The 18154-nt window shown below is 74.5% G+C and carries 14 protein-coding genes; 10 read left to right on the top strand and 4 right to left on the bottom strand.

Annotation, left to right across the window (positions count from 1 at the left end; translation table 11 throughout):
• Nucleotides 1–79: 79 nt before the first annotated feature.
• On the top strand, nt 80–1042 hold the full coding sequence (locus tag LZ495_RS45315; RefSeq protein WP_372498604.1) for a DUF2530 domain-containing protein: 963 nt from the start codon (nt 80–82) through the stop codon (nt 1040–1042).
• A gap of 61 nt (nt 1043–1103) precedes the next feature.
• Nucleotides 1104–3491 carry a cation-translocating P-type ATPase gene (locus LZ495_RS19755; RefSeq protein WP_235053739.1) on the top strand — a complete coding sequence of 796 codons (2388 nt, stop codon included), beginning with the start codon at nt 1104–1106 and terminating at the stop codon, nt 3489–3491.
• Between the two features lie 7 nt (nt 3492–3498).
• Here LZ495_RS19755 and LZ495_RS19750 read toward each other — a convergent pair whose 3' ends face one another.
• A complete protein-coding gene (locus tag LZ495_RS19750; protein ID WP_235053916.1) occupies nt 3499–6657 on the bottom strand; it encodes a sacsin N-terminal ATP-binding-like domain-containing protein in 3159 nt (1052 codons plus the stop codon).
• 170 nt (nt 6658–6827) lie between these two features.
• Between LZ495_RS19750 and LZ495_RS19745 the strand changes: the two genes are divergently transcribed.
• The gene (locus tag LZ495_RS19745; protein WP_235053737.1) at nt 6828–7724 is read left to right on the top strand and encodes a hypothetical protein; all 897 of its coding nucleotides are present in this window, start codon (nt 6828–6830) and stop codon (nt 7722–7724) included.
• Between the two features lie 81 nt (nt 7725–7805).
• Here the strand turns inward: LZ495_RS19745 and LZ495_RS19740 are convergent, their stop codons facing one another.
• Complete coding sequence (locus LZ495_RS19740; protein ID WP_235053915.1) at nt 7806–8621, bottom strand: DUF3027 domain-containing protein; 816 nt, start codon at nt 8619–8621, stop codon at nt 7806–7808.
• A gap of 251 nt (nt 8622–8872) precedes the next feature.
• On the opposite strand from LZ495_RS19740, the gene LZ495_RS19735 reads away from it, so the two are divergent.
• The 4 genes from LZ495_RS19735 to LZ495_RS19720 are packed head-to-tail and all read left to right on the top strand — an operon-like array spanning nt 8873 to nt 12329.
• Nucleotides 8873–10312 carry an MFS transporter gene (locus LZ495_RS19735; protein ID WP_268823087.1) on the top strand — a complete coding sequence of 480 codons (1440 nt, stop codon included), beginning with the start codon at nt 8873–8875 and terminating at the stop codon, nt 10310–10312.
• A 10-nt stretch (nt 10313–10322) separates the two neighbouring features.
• Nucleotides 10323–10760 carry a hypothetical protein gene (locus tag LZ495_RS19730; protein ID WP_235053734.1) on the top strand — a complete coding sequence of 146 codons (438 nt, stop codon included), beginning with the start codon at nt 10323–10325 and terminating at the stop codon, nt 10758–10760.
• Nucleotides 10761–10770: 10 nt separating this feature from the next.
• Nucleotides 10771–11484 carry a futalosine hydrolase gene (locus LZ495_RS19725; RefSeq protein ID WP_235053732.1) on the top strand — a complete coding sequence of 238 codons (714 nt, stop codon included), beginning with the start codon at nt 10771–10773 and terminating at the stop codon, nt 11482–11484.
• A gap of 14 nt (nt 11485–11498) precedes the next feature.
• Entirely contained in the window at nt 11499–12329 is an 831-nt protein-coding gene (locus LZ495_RS19720; protein ID WP_235053914.1) for a 1,4-dihydroxy-6-naphtoate synthase, read from the top strand.
• A gap of 128 nt (nt 12330–12457) precedes the next feature.
• Here LZ495_RS19720 and LZ495_RS44565 read toward each other — a convergent pair whose 3' ends face one another.
• Nucleotides 12458–12841, bottom strand: coding sequence for a cold-shock protein (locus LZ495_RS44565; protein ID WP_235053731.1), 384 nt, complete (start codon nt 12839–12841; stop codon nt 12458–12460).
• 174 nt (nt 12842–13015) lie between these two features.
• Here LZ495_RS44565 and LZ495_RS19710 point away from each other — a divergent pair, with 174 nt between their 5' ends.
• Nucleotides 13016–13294 (top strand): hypothetical protein, encoded by a 279-nt coding sequence (locus tag LZ495_RS19710; RefSeq protein WP_235053730.1) that lies wholly within the window; start codon nt 13016–13018, stop codon nt 13292–13294.
• A 308-nt stretch (nt 13295–13602) separates the two neighbouring features.
• Entirely contained in the window at nt 13603–14565 is a 963-nt protein-coding gene (locus LZ495_RS19705; protein WP_235053729.1) for a ferredoxin family protein, read from the top strand.
• A 64-nt stretch (nt 14566–14629) separates the two neighbouring features.
• Here the strand turns inward: LZ495_RS19705 and LZ495_RS19700 are convergent, their stop codons facing one another.
• Nucleotides 14630–15514 (bottom strand): hypothetical protein, encoded by an 885-nt coding sequence (locus LZ495_RS19700; RefSeq protein WP_235053728.1) that lies wholly within the window; start codon nt 15512–15514, stop codon nt 14630–14632.
• A gap of 174 nt (nt 15515–15688) precedes the next feature.
• Between LZ495_RS19700 and LZ495_RS19695 the strand changes: the two genes are divergently transcribed.
• Nucleotides 15689–18127, top strand: a complete 2439-nt coding sequence (locus LZ495_RS19695; RefSeq protein WP_235053727.1) for a helicase C-terminal domain-containing protein — start codon at nt 15689–15691, stop codon at nt 18125–18127.
• Nucleotides 18128–18154: the final 27 nt, after the last annotated feature.

The following is an 18154-nucleotide window of genomic DNA, read 5'->3' as shown; positions in this document are numbered from 1 at the left end:
CAGGGTGCCACGCACTCCCGGCACAAACGAAACGGGGGCTGCCATGGCCGGACTCCGCGGGGAAGTAGCCTTGCCCCTTGTGAGCAGGCACGGGAATGGGCAGCAGGCGTCGCCCGACGACTCCTACGGCGACGGGTCGTACGAGTCCGGCGCGTACGACGCCGCGCCCTACGACCCGCAGGCGCAGGCGCAGGAGTACGCGGCGCAGGGCTACCCCGGGCAGGGCTACGGCGACCAGGGATACGCGGACCAGTCCTACCCGGACACCTCGTACGCGGAGACCTCGTACGCGAGCACCTCGGACCCGGCCTACGGCGGCTCGGCCTACGGCGACCACACCTACGGGGACCCGGGCTACGCAGACCAGGGGTACGCGGCCCCGGACTACGCGGAGCAGACCTTCGCCGGCCAGGACTACTCGGGGCAGCAGTCCTACGGCGACCAGGCGTACAGCCCGCAGGATTACCCGGCGCAGGATTACCCGTCACAGGACTACCCGGCGCAGGACTACGCAGCGCACGGCGGACCCCAGGACGGCTACGCCGCGCAGGCCCAGGCCTACCCGGACGCGAACACGTCCGACGGGTCCCACGAGTCCGACGGGTCCGGCACGTCCGACTCCTCCGGCGGCTACCCCGCCGCGCATGATCCCGGCCACGACCCCGACTCGCTCTACCGCCCCGCGGCCGCCGCGGACCGCGGCGCGTACGCCGACCGGCCCGCAGCCGAGTCGGACGGCGAGTCCGCGCACGAGTCCCCGGACGAGTCCCACGACGACGCCGAAGCGGCCGCGCCCGCCGGCGGCCGGGTCCGCCGCCCGGACCCCGAGCCGCTGGAAGCCGACGACGTCAAGATCGTGGCGACCGGCACGGTCGTCTGGTTCGTGCTGTTCCTGGCCATGCTGCCGTTCCGGGACAGCCTGGAGCGCGACGGCCGCGAGTGGTGGCCGTGGTGCGCGCTGGCCGGCGCCGGCCTCGGCCTGCTCGGCCTCTGGTACGTGCGCCGCCGCCGGGACGCGCTGCGCCGCCGCGACGAAGACTGACCGCCCGCCCGGACGGCCGAATAGCCGCGAAATCCGACATACCGTGACGTAACGTCAATTCATGATCGACGCCGCGGTCCCGCCCCCCGCCGAGACGTCCGCTTCGGGCCTCACCGCGGCCCAGGTCGCCGAACGCGTCGCCCGCGGCGACGTCAACGACGTCCCGGCGCGGTCCAGCCGCAGCACCCGGGACATCATCCGGGGCAACGTCTTCACCCGCTTCAACGCGATCATCGGCACGCTCTTCGTGCTCATCATGGTCTTCGGCGCCCCGCAGGACGGCCTGTTCGGCCTGGTCATCGTCGCCAACACGGCGATCGGCATCATCCAGGAGCTGCGCGCCAAGAAGACCCTGGACGCCCTGGCCGTGGTCGGCGAGGCCAAGCCCCGGGTGCGCCGCGACGGGCGGATCGCCGAGGTCTCGCCGCGCGACCTCGTACTGGACGACGTGTGCGACATCGGCTCCGGCGAGCAGGTCGTCGTCGACGGCGTGGTGGTCGAGGCGGACGGCCTGGAACTGGACGAGTCGCTGCTCACCGGCGAGTCCGACCCGGTCCACAAGCACCCCGGCGACCCCGTGATGTCCGGCAGCTTCGTGGCGGCCGGCAACGGCGCCTTCCGGGCCACCAAAGTCGGCGCCGACGCCTACGCCGCCAAGCTCGCCGAAGAGGCCAGCCGCTTCACCCTCACCCGCTCCGAACTGAAGACCGGCCTGGACGTGATCCTCAAGTACGTCACCTGGCTGATGGTCCCGGTCGGCATCCTGCTGCTGATCAGCCAGCTGCGCACCAGCGACGACGGCTTCCCCGGCGCGGTCACCGGCATGGTCGCGGGCGTCGTCACGATGGTCCCCGAAGGCCTCATGCTGCTCACCTCGGTGGCCTTCGCGGTCGGCGTGGTGCGGCTCGGCCGCAAGCAGTGCCTGGTCCAGGAACTCCCGGCCATCGAGGGCCTGGCCCGCGTCGACGTCGTCTGCCTGGACAAGACCGGCACCCTCACCGAGGGCGGCATGGACGTCGGCGAGATCCGCACGCTCGCCCCGGACCTCCCGGTCAAGGAGGCCCTCGGCGCGCTCGGCACCTCCGACCCGCGGCCGAACGCCAGCCTGCAGGCCATCATCGACGCCTGCCCGGCCCCCGACGGCAGCGGCTGGCGGGTGACCGGCGTCGAGCCGTTCTCCTCGGCCCGCAAGTGGAGCGGCGCGACCTTCGCGGACGAGGGCTCCTGGCTGCTCGGCGCCCCCGACGTCCTGCTGCCGCAGGGCGACCCGGTGCTCGCCGAAGTGGACGAACTCGGCGCCCAGGGCCTGCGCGTCCTCCTCCTCGCCAAGGCCTCCGGGCCGCTCACCGACCAGGCCGGGGAAGGCGCCGCCCCGGCCGCGCTGGTCGTCCTCGAACAGCGGCTGCGCCCCGACGCGGGCAACACCCTGAAGTACTTCGCCGGGCAGCAGGTCGCCACCAAGGTCATCTCCGGCGACAACGCGCTGTCCGTCGGCGCGGTGGCCGGCAAGCTCGGCCTGGCCGGCGCCGACCACCCGGTGGACGCCCGCACGCTCCCCGAGGACCGCGGCGAACTCGCCCGGGTCCTGGAGGACAACACGGTCTTCGGCCGGGTCACCCCGCAGCAGAAGCGGGCCATGGTCGCCGCGCTGCAGTCCAAGGGCCACACCGTGGCGATGACCGGCGACGGCGTCAACGACGTCCTCGCGCTCAAGGACTCCGACATCGGCGTCGCGATGGGTTCGGGCAGTGCGGCCAGCCGCGCGGTCGCGCAAATCGTGCTGCTGGACAACAAGTTCGCCACGCTGCCCTCGGTGGTCGGGGAAGGCCGCCGGGTCATCGGCAACATCGAGCGGGTCGCCAACCTGTTCCTGTCGAAGACCGTCTACTCGCTGCTGCTCTCGCTCCTCATCGGGGTGGCCAGCCTGCCGTTCCCGTTCCTGCCCCGGCACCTGACGCTGATCGGCACGCTCACCATCGGCACCCCGGCGTTCTTCCTCGCGCTCGGCCCGAACACCGAGCGCGCCCGGCCCGGATTCGTGCCGCGCGTGCTGCGCTTCGCCATCCCGGCCGGGATCATCGCGGCCGGGTGCACCTTCCTCACCTACTGGCTGGCCCGGCTCAACCACAGCTCGAACCTGGACCAGGACCGCACCGCGGCGACCATCACGCTGTTCATGGTGGCGATGTGGATCCTGGCAATCGTGGCGCGGCCGTACACGTGGTGGAAGATCGCGCTGATCGCCGCGATGGGCTGCGGCTACCTGCTGGCGCTGTGGGTGCCGTTCCTCTCCGACTTCTTCGCGCTCTACCCGGACAACCTGCCCAACTGGGGCATCGCGGTGGGCACCGGGGTGGCCGGCATGTTCATCCTCGAACTGGGCTGGCACGTCTCGGGCTGGCTGCAGCGCCGGCAGCCCGCGGCGGCCGGAGCCGCCGCGGGCGCCTGAGTCCGCGTCAGGCCGGGTTGTCGAAGTCCCGCTCGGCGTCCAGCAGCGGCGCGAGCGACGGGTCGGCGAGCAACTGCGCAACCTCGAAGCGCCGGTGCCACTCCCCCGCTGCCCAGGCCAGGCCGCGCGCCAGGCCTTCGAACGTGGTGGCGTGCACCTCGCCGTCGACGTAGCGCCAGTCCGCCTCCAGCTCGCTGCCGTCCGGGCCGGCGACCAGCAGCTCGCTGTGCTCGATGTACTCCGCGGGCGCCCCGGCGAGCGCGGCGAGGACCGCGTCCGGGACGGGGTGCCGCACGCCCTCGGACTGCACGGTGCCCGGCACGATCTCGGAGACCAGCGGGAGTTGCAGCAGCTCGGCAAGCGCGGTGGCGCGGTCCGGGCGGACCGGCAGCAGCGCCCACACCGGCGACTCGGCGAGCAGCGCGGCCAGGTCGGGGGCGTCCGCGACGGCCGCCGAGCTGGCGTCGGCGACCGTGAGGCGGCCCGCGACGACCGCGCGCACCTCGTGCGGGGCGTCCACCCGGTCCATGTCGACCTCGGCCAAGGCGCTGTACAGCACCCGGAGTTGGTCGCGGTCCACCTCGTTGGAGCGCTTCGCGAGGCGGTCCAGCAGCTCGTCCGGGCCGCCCGGTTCGGCGAGCAGCGCGGCCAACGTGGTGCGGACGCCGAGCGCGCGCAGGAAGACGTCGTCCAGGTGCGAGTCGACCTCGTCGTACAGGCCGTGCAGCGCCGGATCGGCGCCCGCGGCCAGCAGCCCGGCAGGCGGGCGGCCGTCGAGGACCGGGTGGCCGCGCAGCCACCATGCGGTGTACGACGGGATCTCGGTGCGGCCGCCGTCCGGCAGCAGCACCCGGGCCGCCTCGACCACCGCGGCGCGCAGCGGCGGTGCGGCCAGCAGGTCGAGGGCGTCCTCCCAGGCGTCGTCGGCCACCAGGTCCAGGTCGCGCACCGCGGTGAACGAGGCCAGCACCGGCGGGACTTCGGGATCCGGCAGGTGGTCGAGGACATCGTCGAGCCAGTCCTCTTCGAGGTCCAGGTCGTGGTCGCAGGCGTCGTGGTCGAGGACCACGTCCTCCTCGGTGATCAGGCCAAAGGTGTCCAGCACGCCGACCGCGCGCAGCACGTCCTCGCCCCAGCGCTCCACCAGCTCGGCGTCCGCGACGCCGAGCGTGCCGGGCTCCACGAGATTGCGCAACGGGCCGCCCGGCAGCATGAGTTCGCCCGCGGGCAGCAGGTCGCCCTGGTCGTCCGGGAGCGGCAGCTCGGCCAGCCACGGCTCGTCGCCGGGCGCCAGGTGCGCGGCCCGGACCAGTTCGAGCACCGCGTCGGTGAAGGCGTCCGGGTCGTCGTGCTCGTCGGCGGCCGCGACCCCGGCGCGGACCGCCGGATCGGCCAGCACCGTGCGCGGCGCGGCCGGCAGCGCACCGAGCCGCTCCAGCAGCGGGTGCACGGCGTCCGGGTGCACGATGCGCAGGTCCAGCGGGGCCAGCACGGCGGGCTTGGGGGTCTCGGCGCCGGGCAGCAGCAGGTGCCGCGGGCCGCGCACCAGGCGGCCGTCCGCCAGCGGCACGGGCAGTGCGCCGAGCGCATCGCGGTCCGCGGGGTCGAGCGCCCCGTACAGGCCGTGCCACCACTGCGGTTCGCGTTCCAGCGCGGCGAGCTGGTCGACCACCTCGGCGAGCGGCAGGCGGCGCACACCGAGCGCACGCAGCGCCGGGGACTTGTCCAGGCCGGCGGGCAGCAGGCCGGGCAGGACGGGCGCGAGCGCGGCCACCAGGCCCGGCGAGGCACCGTCCACGACCACGGCGTCGCGCGGGCGCAGGTGCGTGAGCGCGCCGTCGGCGAGCGGGTCCGCGGCCGTCACCGGGTCGGCGTCGGGCTCGGGCAAGGCCTCGGCAGCGCCGTGCACCAGGGGCAGGAACGGCGTCTCGGCGAGCCGGGACAGGACCGCGCGGCGCAGCAGCGCGTCCAGTTCGCCTTCCGGCGCGGTGCCCGGCACCAGGCCGAGGAGGGCGCGCGTGAACGGCGTCGGCCAGTCGCGCAGCAGCGCGGCGTACCCCTCGGCGGCGCGCGCCACGACGAAGTCCCGCAGCCGGCCGGGCGCGACGTGCCGCCGCGTGCTGTCCAGCGGGAACGACGCGACGAGCAGCGCGGGCAGCCCGAGCGGCTCGTCGGAAGCGGTCGGCGCATGCACGACCGGGCGCACCGAGACCGGTCTGCGGCCCTCGTCCCCGCCGCCGAGGTCCATCGGCGGGCCGCCGGCCCGCCATTCGGTGCCCGAACCGTTCAACGGCAGCGGCGCGCCCGCGGCGTCCACCGGGACCGCCCACAGCACCGACCAAGTGCCGCGCAGGCGCTCCTCGGTGGGCCGGTCGGCCAGCAGTGCGGCATCCAGCGGACCGCCGTCCGCGGCCACCCGCCAGCGGGTCTCGCGGCCGCGGTCCGCCACCACGACCACGCCGTCCTCGTCGCGGCGGGTCAGCGTGCGGATCTCGTCGTCCGTCTCGACCACGATCTCGCCGAGCCCGGACAGCGTCAGCAGCAGCGCGTCGTCGATCTCGGCGAGCAGCCGGGCGGCCAGGTCGGCCGCGGGGCCGTCGCGGAGCGGCAGGACCACGACCGTGTCGTAGCCCTCGGGCGGCGTGCCCTCGGCGGGCAGCGGCAGCCGCAGCACCGGGACGGCACCGTCGCGCCGGACCACCTCGTCGGCGATCTCGACGACCGCCTCGGCAAGTTCCTGCGCCTCGCGCAGCGACCAGCGCACGCCGCCGGTACGCGAGAGCACCGCGGGCTCGTCGGACACCGCCAGCACGGCGGCGAAGCCGACGCCGAACCGGCCGACCGTGCCGGGCCCTTCGTCGCGCTTCGCGGACGCGCGCAGGGTGGACAGCGCGAGCACGCCGTCCGCGTGCAGCGGGTCACCGGTGTTGGCCGCCGCGAGCACGCCGTCACGCAGCGTCAGCCGCAGCCGCCCCGGCACGCCCGTGCGCGCCGCCGCGTCCGCGGCGTTCTGCGCCAGCTCGACCACGAGCCGGTCCCGGTATCCGCCGAGTGCGAGCTCCTCCTCGGCATTGGCGTCCTCCCGGAACCGGGCGGGCTGTGCGGCCCACGCGTCCAGCACGGCCCGGCGCAGTCCGGCCGTCGCAAAAGTGTCCTCGGTGCCCATGGGATCACTCTTCACGCAAGGACACCCCGATTGGCAAATCCGGCGCCCGGATCCCCGGAGGAATCCTCCTGGATCCGACAAACATCCCCGTTGCCGTACCCCGGTGCGACTCTTCGCGACCGGCCGGCCGCCTCTGCGGGAAACTCCGCAGTCGGCTTGAATGGCCCGTCATGGAACAGACCATGGACCCGCACCTGCCCCGGCTCACCAGCGACCAGGCCGACCGGCTGCGGGAGTTGTGCCGCGCCTACTTCGCGGCCCAGGGCGTCGCCGCGTCCGTCGGCGGCGACGCGGTGTCGATCCCCGGCCAGCAGCGCGGCCTGCCGCTCACGAACCTCTCGCACTTCTGCCGCTCGACCGCTCCCGGCCAGTGGCCCGACCTGATCGAAGGGCATTTCTCCGCACTCCTGGCGGTCGCCCCGGACGCCGGAGGCGACGACGAACTCCTGCGCGGCGCACGGCTGCGCCTGCTGCCGGACGACTTCCTGCCGGCCGAGGCGGTCCACCAGTTCACGTACATCCGCCCCGTCGCGGAGGGCCTGCAGGAGGCCCTCCAGCTCGACGCCCCCGACACCGTGCGCACCCTGAGCGACGCCGACATCGCCCCCGTCGGCCTGGAGCGCCTGCGCGAAGCGGGCCGCGCGAACCTCATCGCCGAGCCCGTCGACCACCATGTCGTCGACCGCCCCGGCGGCCTGCGCATCCACACCGCGGACGGCAGCTCGATGTTCGTGGCCAGCAAGGCCCTGGTCCTGGACGACCTCGCCCGCGAGGCGACCGGCCGCCCGCTGCCGCCCGAGGGGGCGCTGCTCACCGTGCCGGGCCGCCACGTGATCGCGTACCACCCGATCACCGACCGCCTGGCGGTCGACGCGATCAACGACCTGTCTTCGTTCGGCCTGGGCGCCTACGGCGACGGCCCGGGCCAGCTCTCGCCGCGCCTCTACTGGTGGCGCGCCGGGGCCCTCACCTCGCTGACGGTCATCGACCACGACTCCCGCGAGTTCTCCGTCCAGCCCCCTGCGGAGCTGATGGACATCCTGCGCAGGCTGCACGAGGCAGGCTGACCGGAGCCCGGACGCTCCCGGGTCGTCCCGCGCTGCTGCGCGTGGTCTGCGGGGTTCCCGCGGGCCACGCGCAGCGGTGGGTCAGGAGTGGCCGAGGTCCTCGCCGGGCTCGGCGTCGTCGACGGAGCCGGCCTCGTGGTGGACGCGGACCTGCTCGACGTCGTAGTCGTCGACGCGGGGGTCGGCGGCCTGGGGCATCGCAGGCATGACCGCGGCTTCCGAGTGGCCGCCGCAGCCGAAGCCGAGCGAGACCATGTGGCCGTCGGCCGGCGCGTACTCGTTGGCGCAGACGCCGAAGGCCTGGCCGAGCGGGCCGCCGATGCGGACCAGGAAGCCGCAGCTGGCGCAGTGCGCCGGGGCGGCCTGGGCCATCGGGGTGCGGACGCCGAAGTGCTCTTCCCAGCGGTCCGCGGCCAGGTCCATGCCGAGCGGGGACAGGACGCGGGCGCGGCCCAGGCCCAGCTCGTCGGCCACCGCGGCGGGGCCGAAGCCGAGCGGTTCGGCGGCGGCGTCCGGGGTGATGTCGGCGTACCCGGGCTCCAGGCGCTCGTCGTCCTCCTTGGTCGGCAGGAGGTCGCCGACGCCGAGGTCGCCGGGGCGCAGGCGCTCGCTCCACGGCACCCATTCGGGGGCCAGCAGCGCGTCCGGGCCGGGTACCAGGACGGTCTCGTCGACCGTCACCAATTTGGCGCGCGGTGCGCGCGCCACGGTCACCGCCCAACGCCAGCCCTGGTATGCCTCCTCTCGGCAGGCGAAGTGATGGGTGACGACGCGGTCGCCGTCTACCTCCACACCAAGGTGCTCGCCGACCCGTCCCGGGCCTGCGACATCCTCTGCTGCGGCAAGGGCAAGGTCGACGGCCTCCGCGCACAGGCGGTCGGGGATTCGACTACGGATCGGGGCACTCACGAGAGTGATTCTCTCTCAACCTCCGGGCGCGATGGCGAGGGCTACCCTCAAGAAGCACAGAAACCTGGAACCGGCGCGCAACCGGCGCGCCCTTTCGGCGTGTCACCACCGACGTATCGCGCGCTATCGAGGGCAGCATTCAAGGGGTGGGAACCTTGCGGACGCGAAGTGAATCCCGGACCGGGACAGCGCGGGTGCGCGGCAGCAGTGCCGCCGGCACCGGCCGGTTCCGGCGTGCGATGGGCTGGTTCGGCGGACTGCCGAAATCCGTCGCCGGACGCTTCCGCCGCGCGGCGCATTCGAAGGGCGCCAAGGAAAGCGGGCTCGGCAAGCTGATCGAGCTGCACGCGCTCAACAACGCGGGCGACGCGCTGGTCACCATCTCGCTGGCCACCACGGTGTTCTTCTCGGTGCCCACCGACCAGGCGCGCGACCGGGTGGCGCTGTACCTGCTCATCACCATGGCGCCGTTCGCGCTGATGGCCCCGGTCATCGGGCCGCTCCTGGACCGGCTGCGGCGCGGCCGCCGGGTGGCGATCGCGGCGACCATGCTGGTCCGCGCGGGGCTGGCGTTCATGATGGCGGCCTCGATCGAGGACGCCGGGCTGGAGCTGTATCCCGAGGCGCTGGTCGTCCTGATGACGTCCAAGGCGTACGGCGTCTCGCGCAGCGCGGTGGTGCCCCGGCTGCAGCCGCGGTCGATGTCGCTGGTGAAGGTGAACTCGCGGATCACGCTGTTCGGCCTGATCGGCACCATGCTCGCGGCGCCGCTGGCCGGCGTCCTCAAGGTGACGGCCGGCACCCCGTGGATCCTGTACGCGGCGACCGCGGTGTTCGCGTTCGGCGCGGTCCTGTCCTTCGCGCTGCCCGCCAAGGTCGACTCGCCGGAGGGCGAGGACAAGGCCACGTTCACCGGCGAGGCCGCGGGCGACGACCACCAGAGCCACTTCCCGCACCCGCGGCTCGGGGCCAAGCAGAAGGCCGCGACGGTCCCGGACGGCCCGGACGGCGGCAGTGCGAACGGCAGCGCGAAGAACGGGAAGAGCGGCAAGAGACCCAAGACCGCCCGGCGGCTGCGCAGCGTCGGCCCGTCCGTCGTGCTGGCCCTGTGGTCCAACGCCGCGCTGCGGTTCTTCTCCGGCTTCCTGGTGATGTTCCTCGGCTTCCTGGTGCGCGAGAAGCCGGTCGGCGACATGGACGGCAAGGCACTGCTGGGTGCGGTCGTGGTGGCCGCGGCGATCGGCAACGCGGTCGGCACCGGGCTCGGCGCGTGGTTCAAGTCGAAGGCCCCCGAGGCGATCATCGTCGGCGTGCTGACGCTCGCGGGCGCCTCGGCACTGGCCGCGGCGCTGTTCTACGGCCTGACCACCGTGATCGCGGTGGCCGGCGTGGCGGGCCTGTCCCAAGCACTCGGCAAGCTGTCGCTGGACGCGATGATCCAGCGCGACATCCCCGAGGAAGTCCGCACGTCGGCGTTCGCGCGTACCGAGACCGCGCTGCAGATGGCGTGGGTGGTGGGCGGCGGCGTCGGCATCGTGCTGCCGCTGAACGGCACGCTCGGCATGGGCCTGGCCGCCGCGGTCCTGCTCCTGACCCTGCTGCTGGCCGGACGCCGCCTGACGACGCGCCGAACCCGCCCGACCCGGTCCCCCGGCTTCCGGCTGCGCGCCGGGCGGTAACCTTCCGATCATGACGAACCGCCGCCGTGCCGCCTTCGCGGGCACCGCCGTTGTCCTGGGGGCCCTCGCCCTGACCGGCTGCGAGAAGCCGACGCCGCTCGTGACCGTGGTCAGCGGCAGCGATTCCATCACGGTCGAGGCCAAGTGCTACAACAAGACGATCACCTCCGAGAACTCCACGAAGTGCACGCCGGAGAAGCCCAAGACGTTCGCCGTCAAGCCCGGCAGCACGTTCGGTATCGGGGTCGAGGGCGACGTGGCCGACAAGTGGCAGGTCCTCGTGGGCTCGCGTGAGACCTCGGTGATCGAGGACCGGACATTCTTCAACGGCCTGCCCGTCCCCCTCGACGCGTTCGAGTCCGAGAAGGAACTCCAGGTCCGCGTCATCAAGCTCGGCGGCGACGGCGACATCAAGGGCCTGTGGACGGTCAACCTCGTCAAGGCGTGAGCCCGCAGCTGTGCGCATCCTGATCGTCACCGCCGTCCCCGCCGAGCGCGATGCGCTGCTCCGCGGGGACGCCGCGTTTCCCGGGAACACCGAGGTCGACGTGCTCGCGGCCGGCGTGGGCCCGGCCGCCGCTGCCGCGGGGACCGCGGTCGCGCTTGCGCGCAGTCCGTACGACCTGGTGGTCAGCGCCGGCATCGCGGGCGGCTTCGCCCCGGTGGCCCCGGTGGGCTCGGTGGTGGTCGCGGACCGCGTGGTCGCCGCCGATCTGGGCGCCGAGTCCGACGACGGCTTCGTGCCGATCGACGACCTGGGCTTCGGGACCGGGGTGTACGACCTCGCCCCCGAGTTGGTCGCACCGGCCGCGCAGGCGGTGCGCGAGAAGCTGGGCGCGGTCTCCGTCGGACCAATCCTGACGGTGTCCACGGTGACCGGCAGCGCGGCCCGGGCGGCCGAGCTGATGCGGCGTCACCCGGGCGCTGCCGCCGAGGCGATGGAGGGTTTCGGGGTGGCCACTGCCGCGGCCGGGGCCGGCGTGCCGTTCCTCGAACTGCGCTCGGTCTCGAACCCGGTGGGGCCGCGCGACCGTGCCGCGTGGCGGATCGGCGAGGCCTTGGCGGCGCTCGGCGCCGCCGCGGCCGCCGTCCTGCCCGTCCTGGCGGCACTGCCCGTCCTGCCCGCCGCACCCGTCCCGCCCGTGTCGCCCGTCCGGAAGGAGCAGTCGTGACGGTCCCGCTCTCCATGGCCTATTCGCCGTGCCCCAACGACACGTTCACGTTCCACGCGTGGGCCCACGGCCTGCTGCCGGACGCGCCCGAAGTGGCCGTGACGTACGCCGACATCGACATCACCAACGGCGTCGCCGAGCGCGGCGGGCTGGACATCCTCAAGATCTCCTACGCCGCGCTGCCGTGGGTGCTCGACGAGTACGCGCTGCTGCCCTGCGGCGGCGCGCTCGGCCGGGGCTGCGGGCCGCTCGTGCTGGCCCGCGAGGCGCAGGCCCCCGCCGACCTGGCCGGCCGCGTGGTCGCGGTGCCGAGCGAACGGTCCACCGCCTACCTGCTGTTCCGGCTGTGGGCGGCGCGCGCGATCCCGGGCGGCGTCGGCGAGATCCGGGTCATGCCGTTCCACGAGATCATGCCCGCGGTGCGCGACGGCAAGGTGGACGCCGGGCTGGTGATCCACGAGGCGCGCTTCACGTACCAGCAGTACGGCCTGGACTGCCTGGCCGACATGGGCGAGGCGTGGGAGTCCGAGACCGGGCTGCCGATCCCGCTGGGCGCGATCGTGGCGCGGCGTTCGCTGGACCTGCCCGCGCTGGCCGCCGCGGCGCGGGCCTCGGTGGAGTACGCCTGGGCCGACCCGGCCGCCTCGCGCGCCTACGTGCAGCAGCACGCGCAGGAGATGAGCCCGTCCGTGCAGGAGCGGCATATCGGCCTGTACGTCAACGAGTTCACCCGGGACCTCGGCGATGCGGGCTACGCGGCCGTGCACGGCCTGCTGACGCGCGCCGCGGACGAGGGCCTGGTGCCGGCCGTGGCGCCGGAGCTGCTGGCCTTCCCGGGGCGCTGAGCCGGCTTCCCCGGCCTTCCCCGCACGAAGCCGCACGGAGCCGCACCCGCAGACGACGCAACGGGCGGGCCCGGGAATCCCGGAGCCCGCCCTTCGCATGGTTCGCTTCACGCGCGCAGCCGGCGCGGTCAGCTCTCTATCTGGTCGGCCACCGCACGCAGCAGCTCGGCGACCTTGTGCGCGAGCTTCTTGTCGGGGTGGCGGCCGCGGCGCAGCGTGTTGGAGACCTCGTCGAGGACCTTGATGACGTCCTCGACTATCACCGTCATCTCGTCGGGCTTCTTGCGGGTCGCGGCGACCACGGACGGGCGCGGGTCCAGAACCCGGACGGACAGCGCCTGTTCGCCCCGGCGGCCGTCGACGACGCCGAACTCGACCCGCATCCCGGGCTTGAGCGAGTCGACGCCCTCCGGCAGCACTGAGGAGTGGACGAATACGTCGCCGCCGTCGTCACGGGAGAGGAAGCCGAATCCCTTCCCGGTGTCGAACCACTTGACCTTGCCGGTAGGCACGGGAGACCTCGATTGTGTCGGGACGTCGCCATCTGGACGGTCGGGGTGAGTGCAATTCCGTGACCGAGCACGCGAGACGCCCCCGTTCACCCGTCCAGGCTAACGGTCGGAACCGACGCCGCACATGGGGATACCCGGGCAGAAACGCCCAGGCGCACCAAGTACGGTGGGGTGGTGAGCACCATCGATTCCGGCCCCGCCCCGTCGTCCGCCGCCGCGTCCGCCGCGGACCGGACGGCCGGCCGCGCCGATGCCGCGATCCGGATCGGCGCGATCGTGTTCGCGGTCGGGACGGTCGCCACACTGGCCACCCTGGTCCCGTTCCTGATCGGTGCGGACGCACTGCCGCGGGCCGTCTACCTGCTCAGCGCGCTGATGCCGCTGGGCCTCGGGGTGGCGCTGAGCGGCCTGGTGGCCACCGCGCGCAGCCAGCGCCGCAGCGTCCCGGAGTAGTCCCTCCGGCAGTCCCGGCAGCCCAGTCCTCCGGCTGGTCGACAGCAGGTCGACAGCTGACTCGCCGAGACCGCCGCGCACGGAAACCCGGCCCCCGGCCGAGGTTGGCAGTACCACGTTTGCGGGCATCACTTTGCCAGGTTAATTAGGCTAGCCTAACCTCAACTAGTGGCAGCTTCATGGTTCCGCGACCGGACAGCGCTGCGCCGCACCGGGTTCCCGGTCGCGGCGCTTTTCACGCCCTCCGCCGCGTTTCCCGGCCACCGCTTCTCCGCACTCGTGCCTGCCCGCCGCCCAGGAGACCCGTGATGACGCCCCCGGTGAACACCGCCGCCGCCCCCGGCGACCGCCGCACCGACCGCTGCGCGGTCGTCGCCCGCGCCCTGGGCGAGTCCGTCCTCGGCAGCGCACCGGAGACGTGCGATGCGTGGCTGCTGGTCGAGCACCCCGGGCCCTGGCCGGCGTACGACGCACCGCCCGGAATGCCCGCCGAGGTGGCGGACTTCCTGGACCGGCTGCCCGCGTACCGGATCCGCCCGCAGCTCATCCGCCGCCCCGGCGCCCGCCGCCCGGTGCCGCCGCACCAGGTGTACGTCGCGTTCTCGGGCGGCAGCCGGGGCGGCGAGCCGTGGGCCGAGCAGCGCGAAATCGCGGACCTGCGCGAGCTGTTCGACCTGGACCTGGACGCCGTCTCGCGCGGCGTGCGGCCCGGCTGGGGCACCGCGCACCACGAGCCGGTGCTGCTGGTGTGCACGCACGGCAAGCGCGAGCCGTGCTGCGCGCAGTTCGGCCGGCCGACCGTGCGCGCGCTGCACGCCGCGTACGGCGACCCGGTGTGGGAGACCACGCACGTCGGCGGCGACCGGTACGCGGCCAACCTGGTCGCGCTCCCGCACGGCACGTACCACGGGCTGGTGACCGAGCCGGTGGCCGCCGAGGTCGGCGCGGCCTGCCTGCGCGGCGAGGTCGACCTCGCGCACTACCGCGGCCGCGTGGGGGTGCCCTCCGCGGTCCAGGCGGCCGAGTGGTTCGCGCGCAGCCACACGGGGATCGTCGCGATCGATGCGGTGCGGCCCCTCTCCCACGTCGACGGCATCGACGGCGGCGCGGTGGTCGACCTCGATGCGGGCGGCCGGCTCCTGCAGGTCACCGTGCGGACGACGAGCACCGGATGCCCGCGGCTGACGTCCTGCTCGCAGGGTGCGGTCACCGACCCGCACGAGTTCGTCCTCGACGACCTGCGCGAAATCGACGGTCTCGGCGACCTGTGACGGGGCGGCCTGCGGCGATGCGGCTTGTGGTGAGGCCGTCCGCGGCGACCGCGGGGCGGCCTGGTCACTCCTCCGGCGGCGCCTGGGTGCGCAGCAGCCGGAACAGCAGGTAGACCGCGGCCGCCGCACCGAAAATGCGCGGCATGGTCGGGATCAGCTCCTCGAACCGCTCGACCGCCTGCGACCGGGTCAGGTCCACCCCGGCCCGGTCGGTGGCCCGCAGCCACATCGCGGCGACGAACGCCCCGACCGTCACCAGCGGGATGACGTAGGCGGACATGTGCTTCTCGCGCTGCCCCCACACCGCCGAGGTGAAGACCACCAGCAGCCCTATGACCACGACGACCGCCGAGCCGACCATCGCGCCCACCACCAGCAGGGCGATGGCGATCAGTTCGCGCAGCGACGCGCGCATGGGCATGCGGCGCACGGGTTCGGGGCCGACGATCTCGTCGGGGCCCTCCCAGTCCGACGGCGACCCCGGCGCGATCCCGATCGGGTACGCCGGCCAGCCGATGAGCCCGTCCCCCACCGGGACCGCCGGCGGCGCGTCCAGCGCCTGCTCCTCGGACCCGTCGCGCTGCGAGGGCACCGGGCTGGCGTCCGGCCGGAAGCCGATCTGCGCGGCGATGGTCGCGGTCCGCGAGCCGCGCAGCGCGGCCCCGCCCGAACTGTCCATCCCCGCACCGGCCAACGCACTGCGCGGCTGATGGTCCGCGGGCGCCCGGAAGGCCTCGTTGGCGACCACCGCGTCGGCGGTACCGAGGCGGGTGAGGATGGCCTTCACCGCCGCCGGGGTGTTCGCGTTGGAGCGCTCGCGCTCACTGGTGATCTGGGCCCGCAGCCGCTCGACCAGGCGCGCCCGATCGGCGGGCCGCAGCTTGCGCTGCGCGGCGTCGCCGACCTCGCCGAGGTACTGCAGGACCAGACGGTCGCACTCGAAATCCATGCCCGGCCTTTCGACCTTACGACGTACCCCGGTTCACCCTGTCGGACCAGTTGTCCAGCTTAGGACGCGAAGGGGCCCGGAGACGATGGGTTCGTCCGATCAGGCGAACCCGGCCGCGCCAGGAACCCCTGCTCGCCGCGAACCGCGCAGGGCCGAGCGGCTACCGTTGTCCGGATGACCACGTCGACCCGGAGAACCAAGGGCGGTCCCGTCGGCACGCCGGCCGGGAGCGCGGTGCCGCGCACCCTCGCCGAGGACCTGCGGGGCCGCGGCGACGACGAGCTGGCACAGCTGCTGCGGGCCCGCCCCGACCTCACCACCCCCGTCCCGGTCGACCTGACGCAACTGGCCACCCGGGCCACCACGCGGGCCTCGGTGGCCCGCGTGCTGGAGCGCCTGGACCACTTCACGCTGCAGGTCGTGGACGCCGCGGTCGTGCTGCCGGACGGCTTCGGCTACCCGGCGCTGCGCGACCTGGTCGGCGACGTCCCGCAGCTGCCCGGCGCGGTCGAGGTGCTCCGCACCCGGGCGCTCCTGTGGGGCCCGCTCGAATCGCTGCGCGTGGTGCGGACCGTGCGCGACCTGGCCGGCGCCTCACCCGCGGGCCTGGGCCCCGCGCTGCCCGCCGCGCTCGGGGCCACCGGCCCGGCCCGCCTCCAGGAGCTGCTTGCCGACCTCGGCCTGCCGCCCACCCCCGACGCGGTGAGCGCGATCGGCGCGATCGGCGCGCTGTTCGCGGACCGCAAGGCCGTCGCGGCGCTGCTCGGCGAGGCGCCGCCGGCCGCCGCCGAGGTGCTCGACAAACTGGTGTGGGGGCCGCCGACCGGCAGCGTGCGCGGCGCGGACCGCCCGGTGCGGGCCGCGGACGCGAACTCCCCCGTCGAATGGCTCCTGGCCCGGGCGCTGCTGGTGCCCGCCGGGCCGCAGGCAGTCGTCCTGCCGCGCGAGCTCGCGCTGACGCTGCGCGGCGGCCGGGTGCACCGCGACCTCGCCCCCACGCCTCCCGAGATCACCGCGACGCCGCGCGACCCGCAGGCGGTGGACGCCGCCGCGGCAGGTGCCGCGTTCACCGCGGTACGCCGGGTCGAGGAGCTGCTGGAGCTGTGGAGCACCGGCGGCCCGGCCGTGCTGCGCGCCGGCGGCCTGGGCGTACGCGACCTCAAGCGCGCCGCCGCGGCCCTGGACGTCACCGAGGCCGAAGCCGCGCTGTGGCTCGAACTCTGCTACGCCGCGGGCCTGGTCGCGGGCGACGGCGAGGCCGACGAGCGGTGGCTGCCGACCCCCGCGTACGACGTGTGGCGGGCCCGCCCGGTCGCCGAGCGCTGGGCCACGCTGGCCGGCGTGTGGCTGGAGACCACCCGGGTGCCCGGCCTGGTCGGCACCCGCGACGACAAGGACAAGCCGGTCAACGCACTCGGCCCCGGCGTGGACCGCACCGCGGCCCCCGAGGTGCGGCACGCGCTGCTCGGGCGCCTCGGCGAACTCGCCGAAGGCTCCGCGGCCCCGGCCGCCGACCTGCTCGCCGACCTGGCCTGGCACCGCCCGGTACGCACCGCGCGGCTGCGCTCCGAGTTGGTGGACCGCACCCTGGTCGAGGCCGAACTGCTCGGCGTGACCGGGCGCGGAGCGCTCGCCAAGGCCGGCCGCGCGCTGCTGACCGGCGAGCTGAACGCGGCCGCCGACCTGCTCGAACCGCTGCTGCCGACCCCGCTCGACCATGTGCTCCTGCAGGCCGACCTGACCGCGGTCGCCCCCGGCCCGCTGGTCGTCGCGCTCGCCCAGGAACTGCACCTGGCGGCCGACATCGAGTCGACCGGCGGCGCGACCGTGTACCGGTTCGGCGAGGCGTCCATCCGGCGCGCACTCGACTCCGGGCGCACCGCGGCGGACCTGCACCGGCTCTTCGCCACCCACTCGCGCACTCCGGTGCCGCAGCCGCTGACCTACCTCGTGGACGACGTCGCGCGGCGGCACGGGCGGCTGCGCGTGGGCGCGGCGTCCGCGTACCTGCGCTGCGACGACGAGGCGGTGCTCGGTGAACTGCTCGCCGACCGCCGCGCGCACGGGCTGCGGCTGCGCCGCCTGGCCCCGACCGTGCTGGCCGCCGACGGCGCCCCCGACCAGGTGCTGTCCGCGCTGCGCTCGCTCGGGTACGCGCCGATGGCCGAGTCGGCCACCGGCGACGTGGTGATCACGCGCCCGGACGCGCTGCGCACCCCGCCCAGGTCGCTGCCGCCGCGGGTGACCGGCGAGCCGCCCGCGCCGAGCACGAGCCTGATCGACGCCGCGGTCACCGCGATCCGGGCCGGGGACCGCGCCGCGGTCAGCCGCCCGCGCGGCGCCGAGGACGGCGAGGCCCCGGCCGAACTTCCGCGCACCTCCGCGGCCGAGACGCTGCTCGCGCTGCAGGCCGCCTTCGCGGAGCGCCGCCCGGTGTGGATCGGCTACGTCACGCGCGAAGGCCGGGCCACGCAGCGCATCATCGTGCCGCTGGGGCTGGAGGGCGGGTATGTCACCGCCCAGGAGCACACCGCGGGCGAGCTGCACACGTACCCGCTGCACCGGATCACCGGCGTGGCCCCCGTCGACGTCGCCGACCCCGCGCCGTCCTGACCTGACCTGACCGCCTGCCGGTCCGAC

This window comes from Yinghuangia soli, from assembly GCF_021502675.1.
Lineage (GTDB): Bacteria > Actinomycetota > Actinomycetes > Streptomycetales > Streptomycetaceae > Yinghuangia > Yinghuangia soli.
This window is presented reverse-complemented; position numbering and strand designations above follow the sequence as displayed.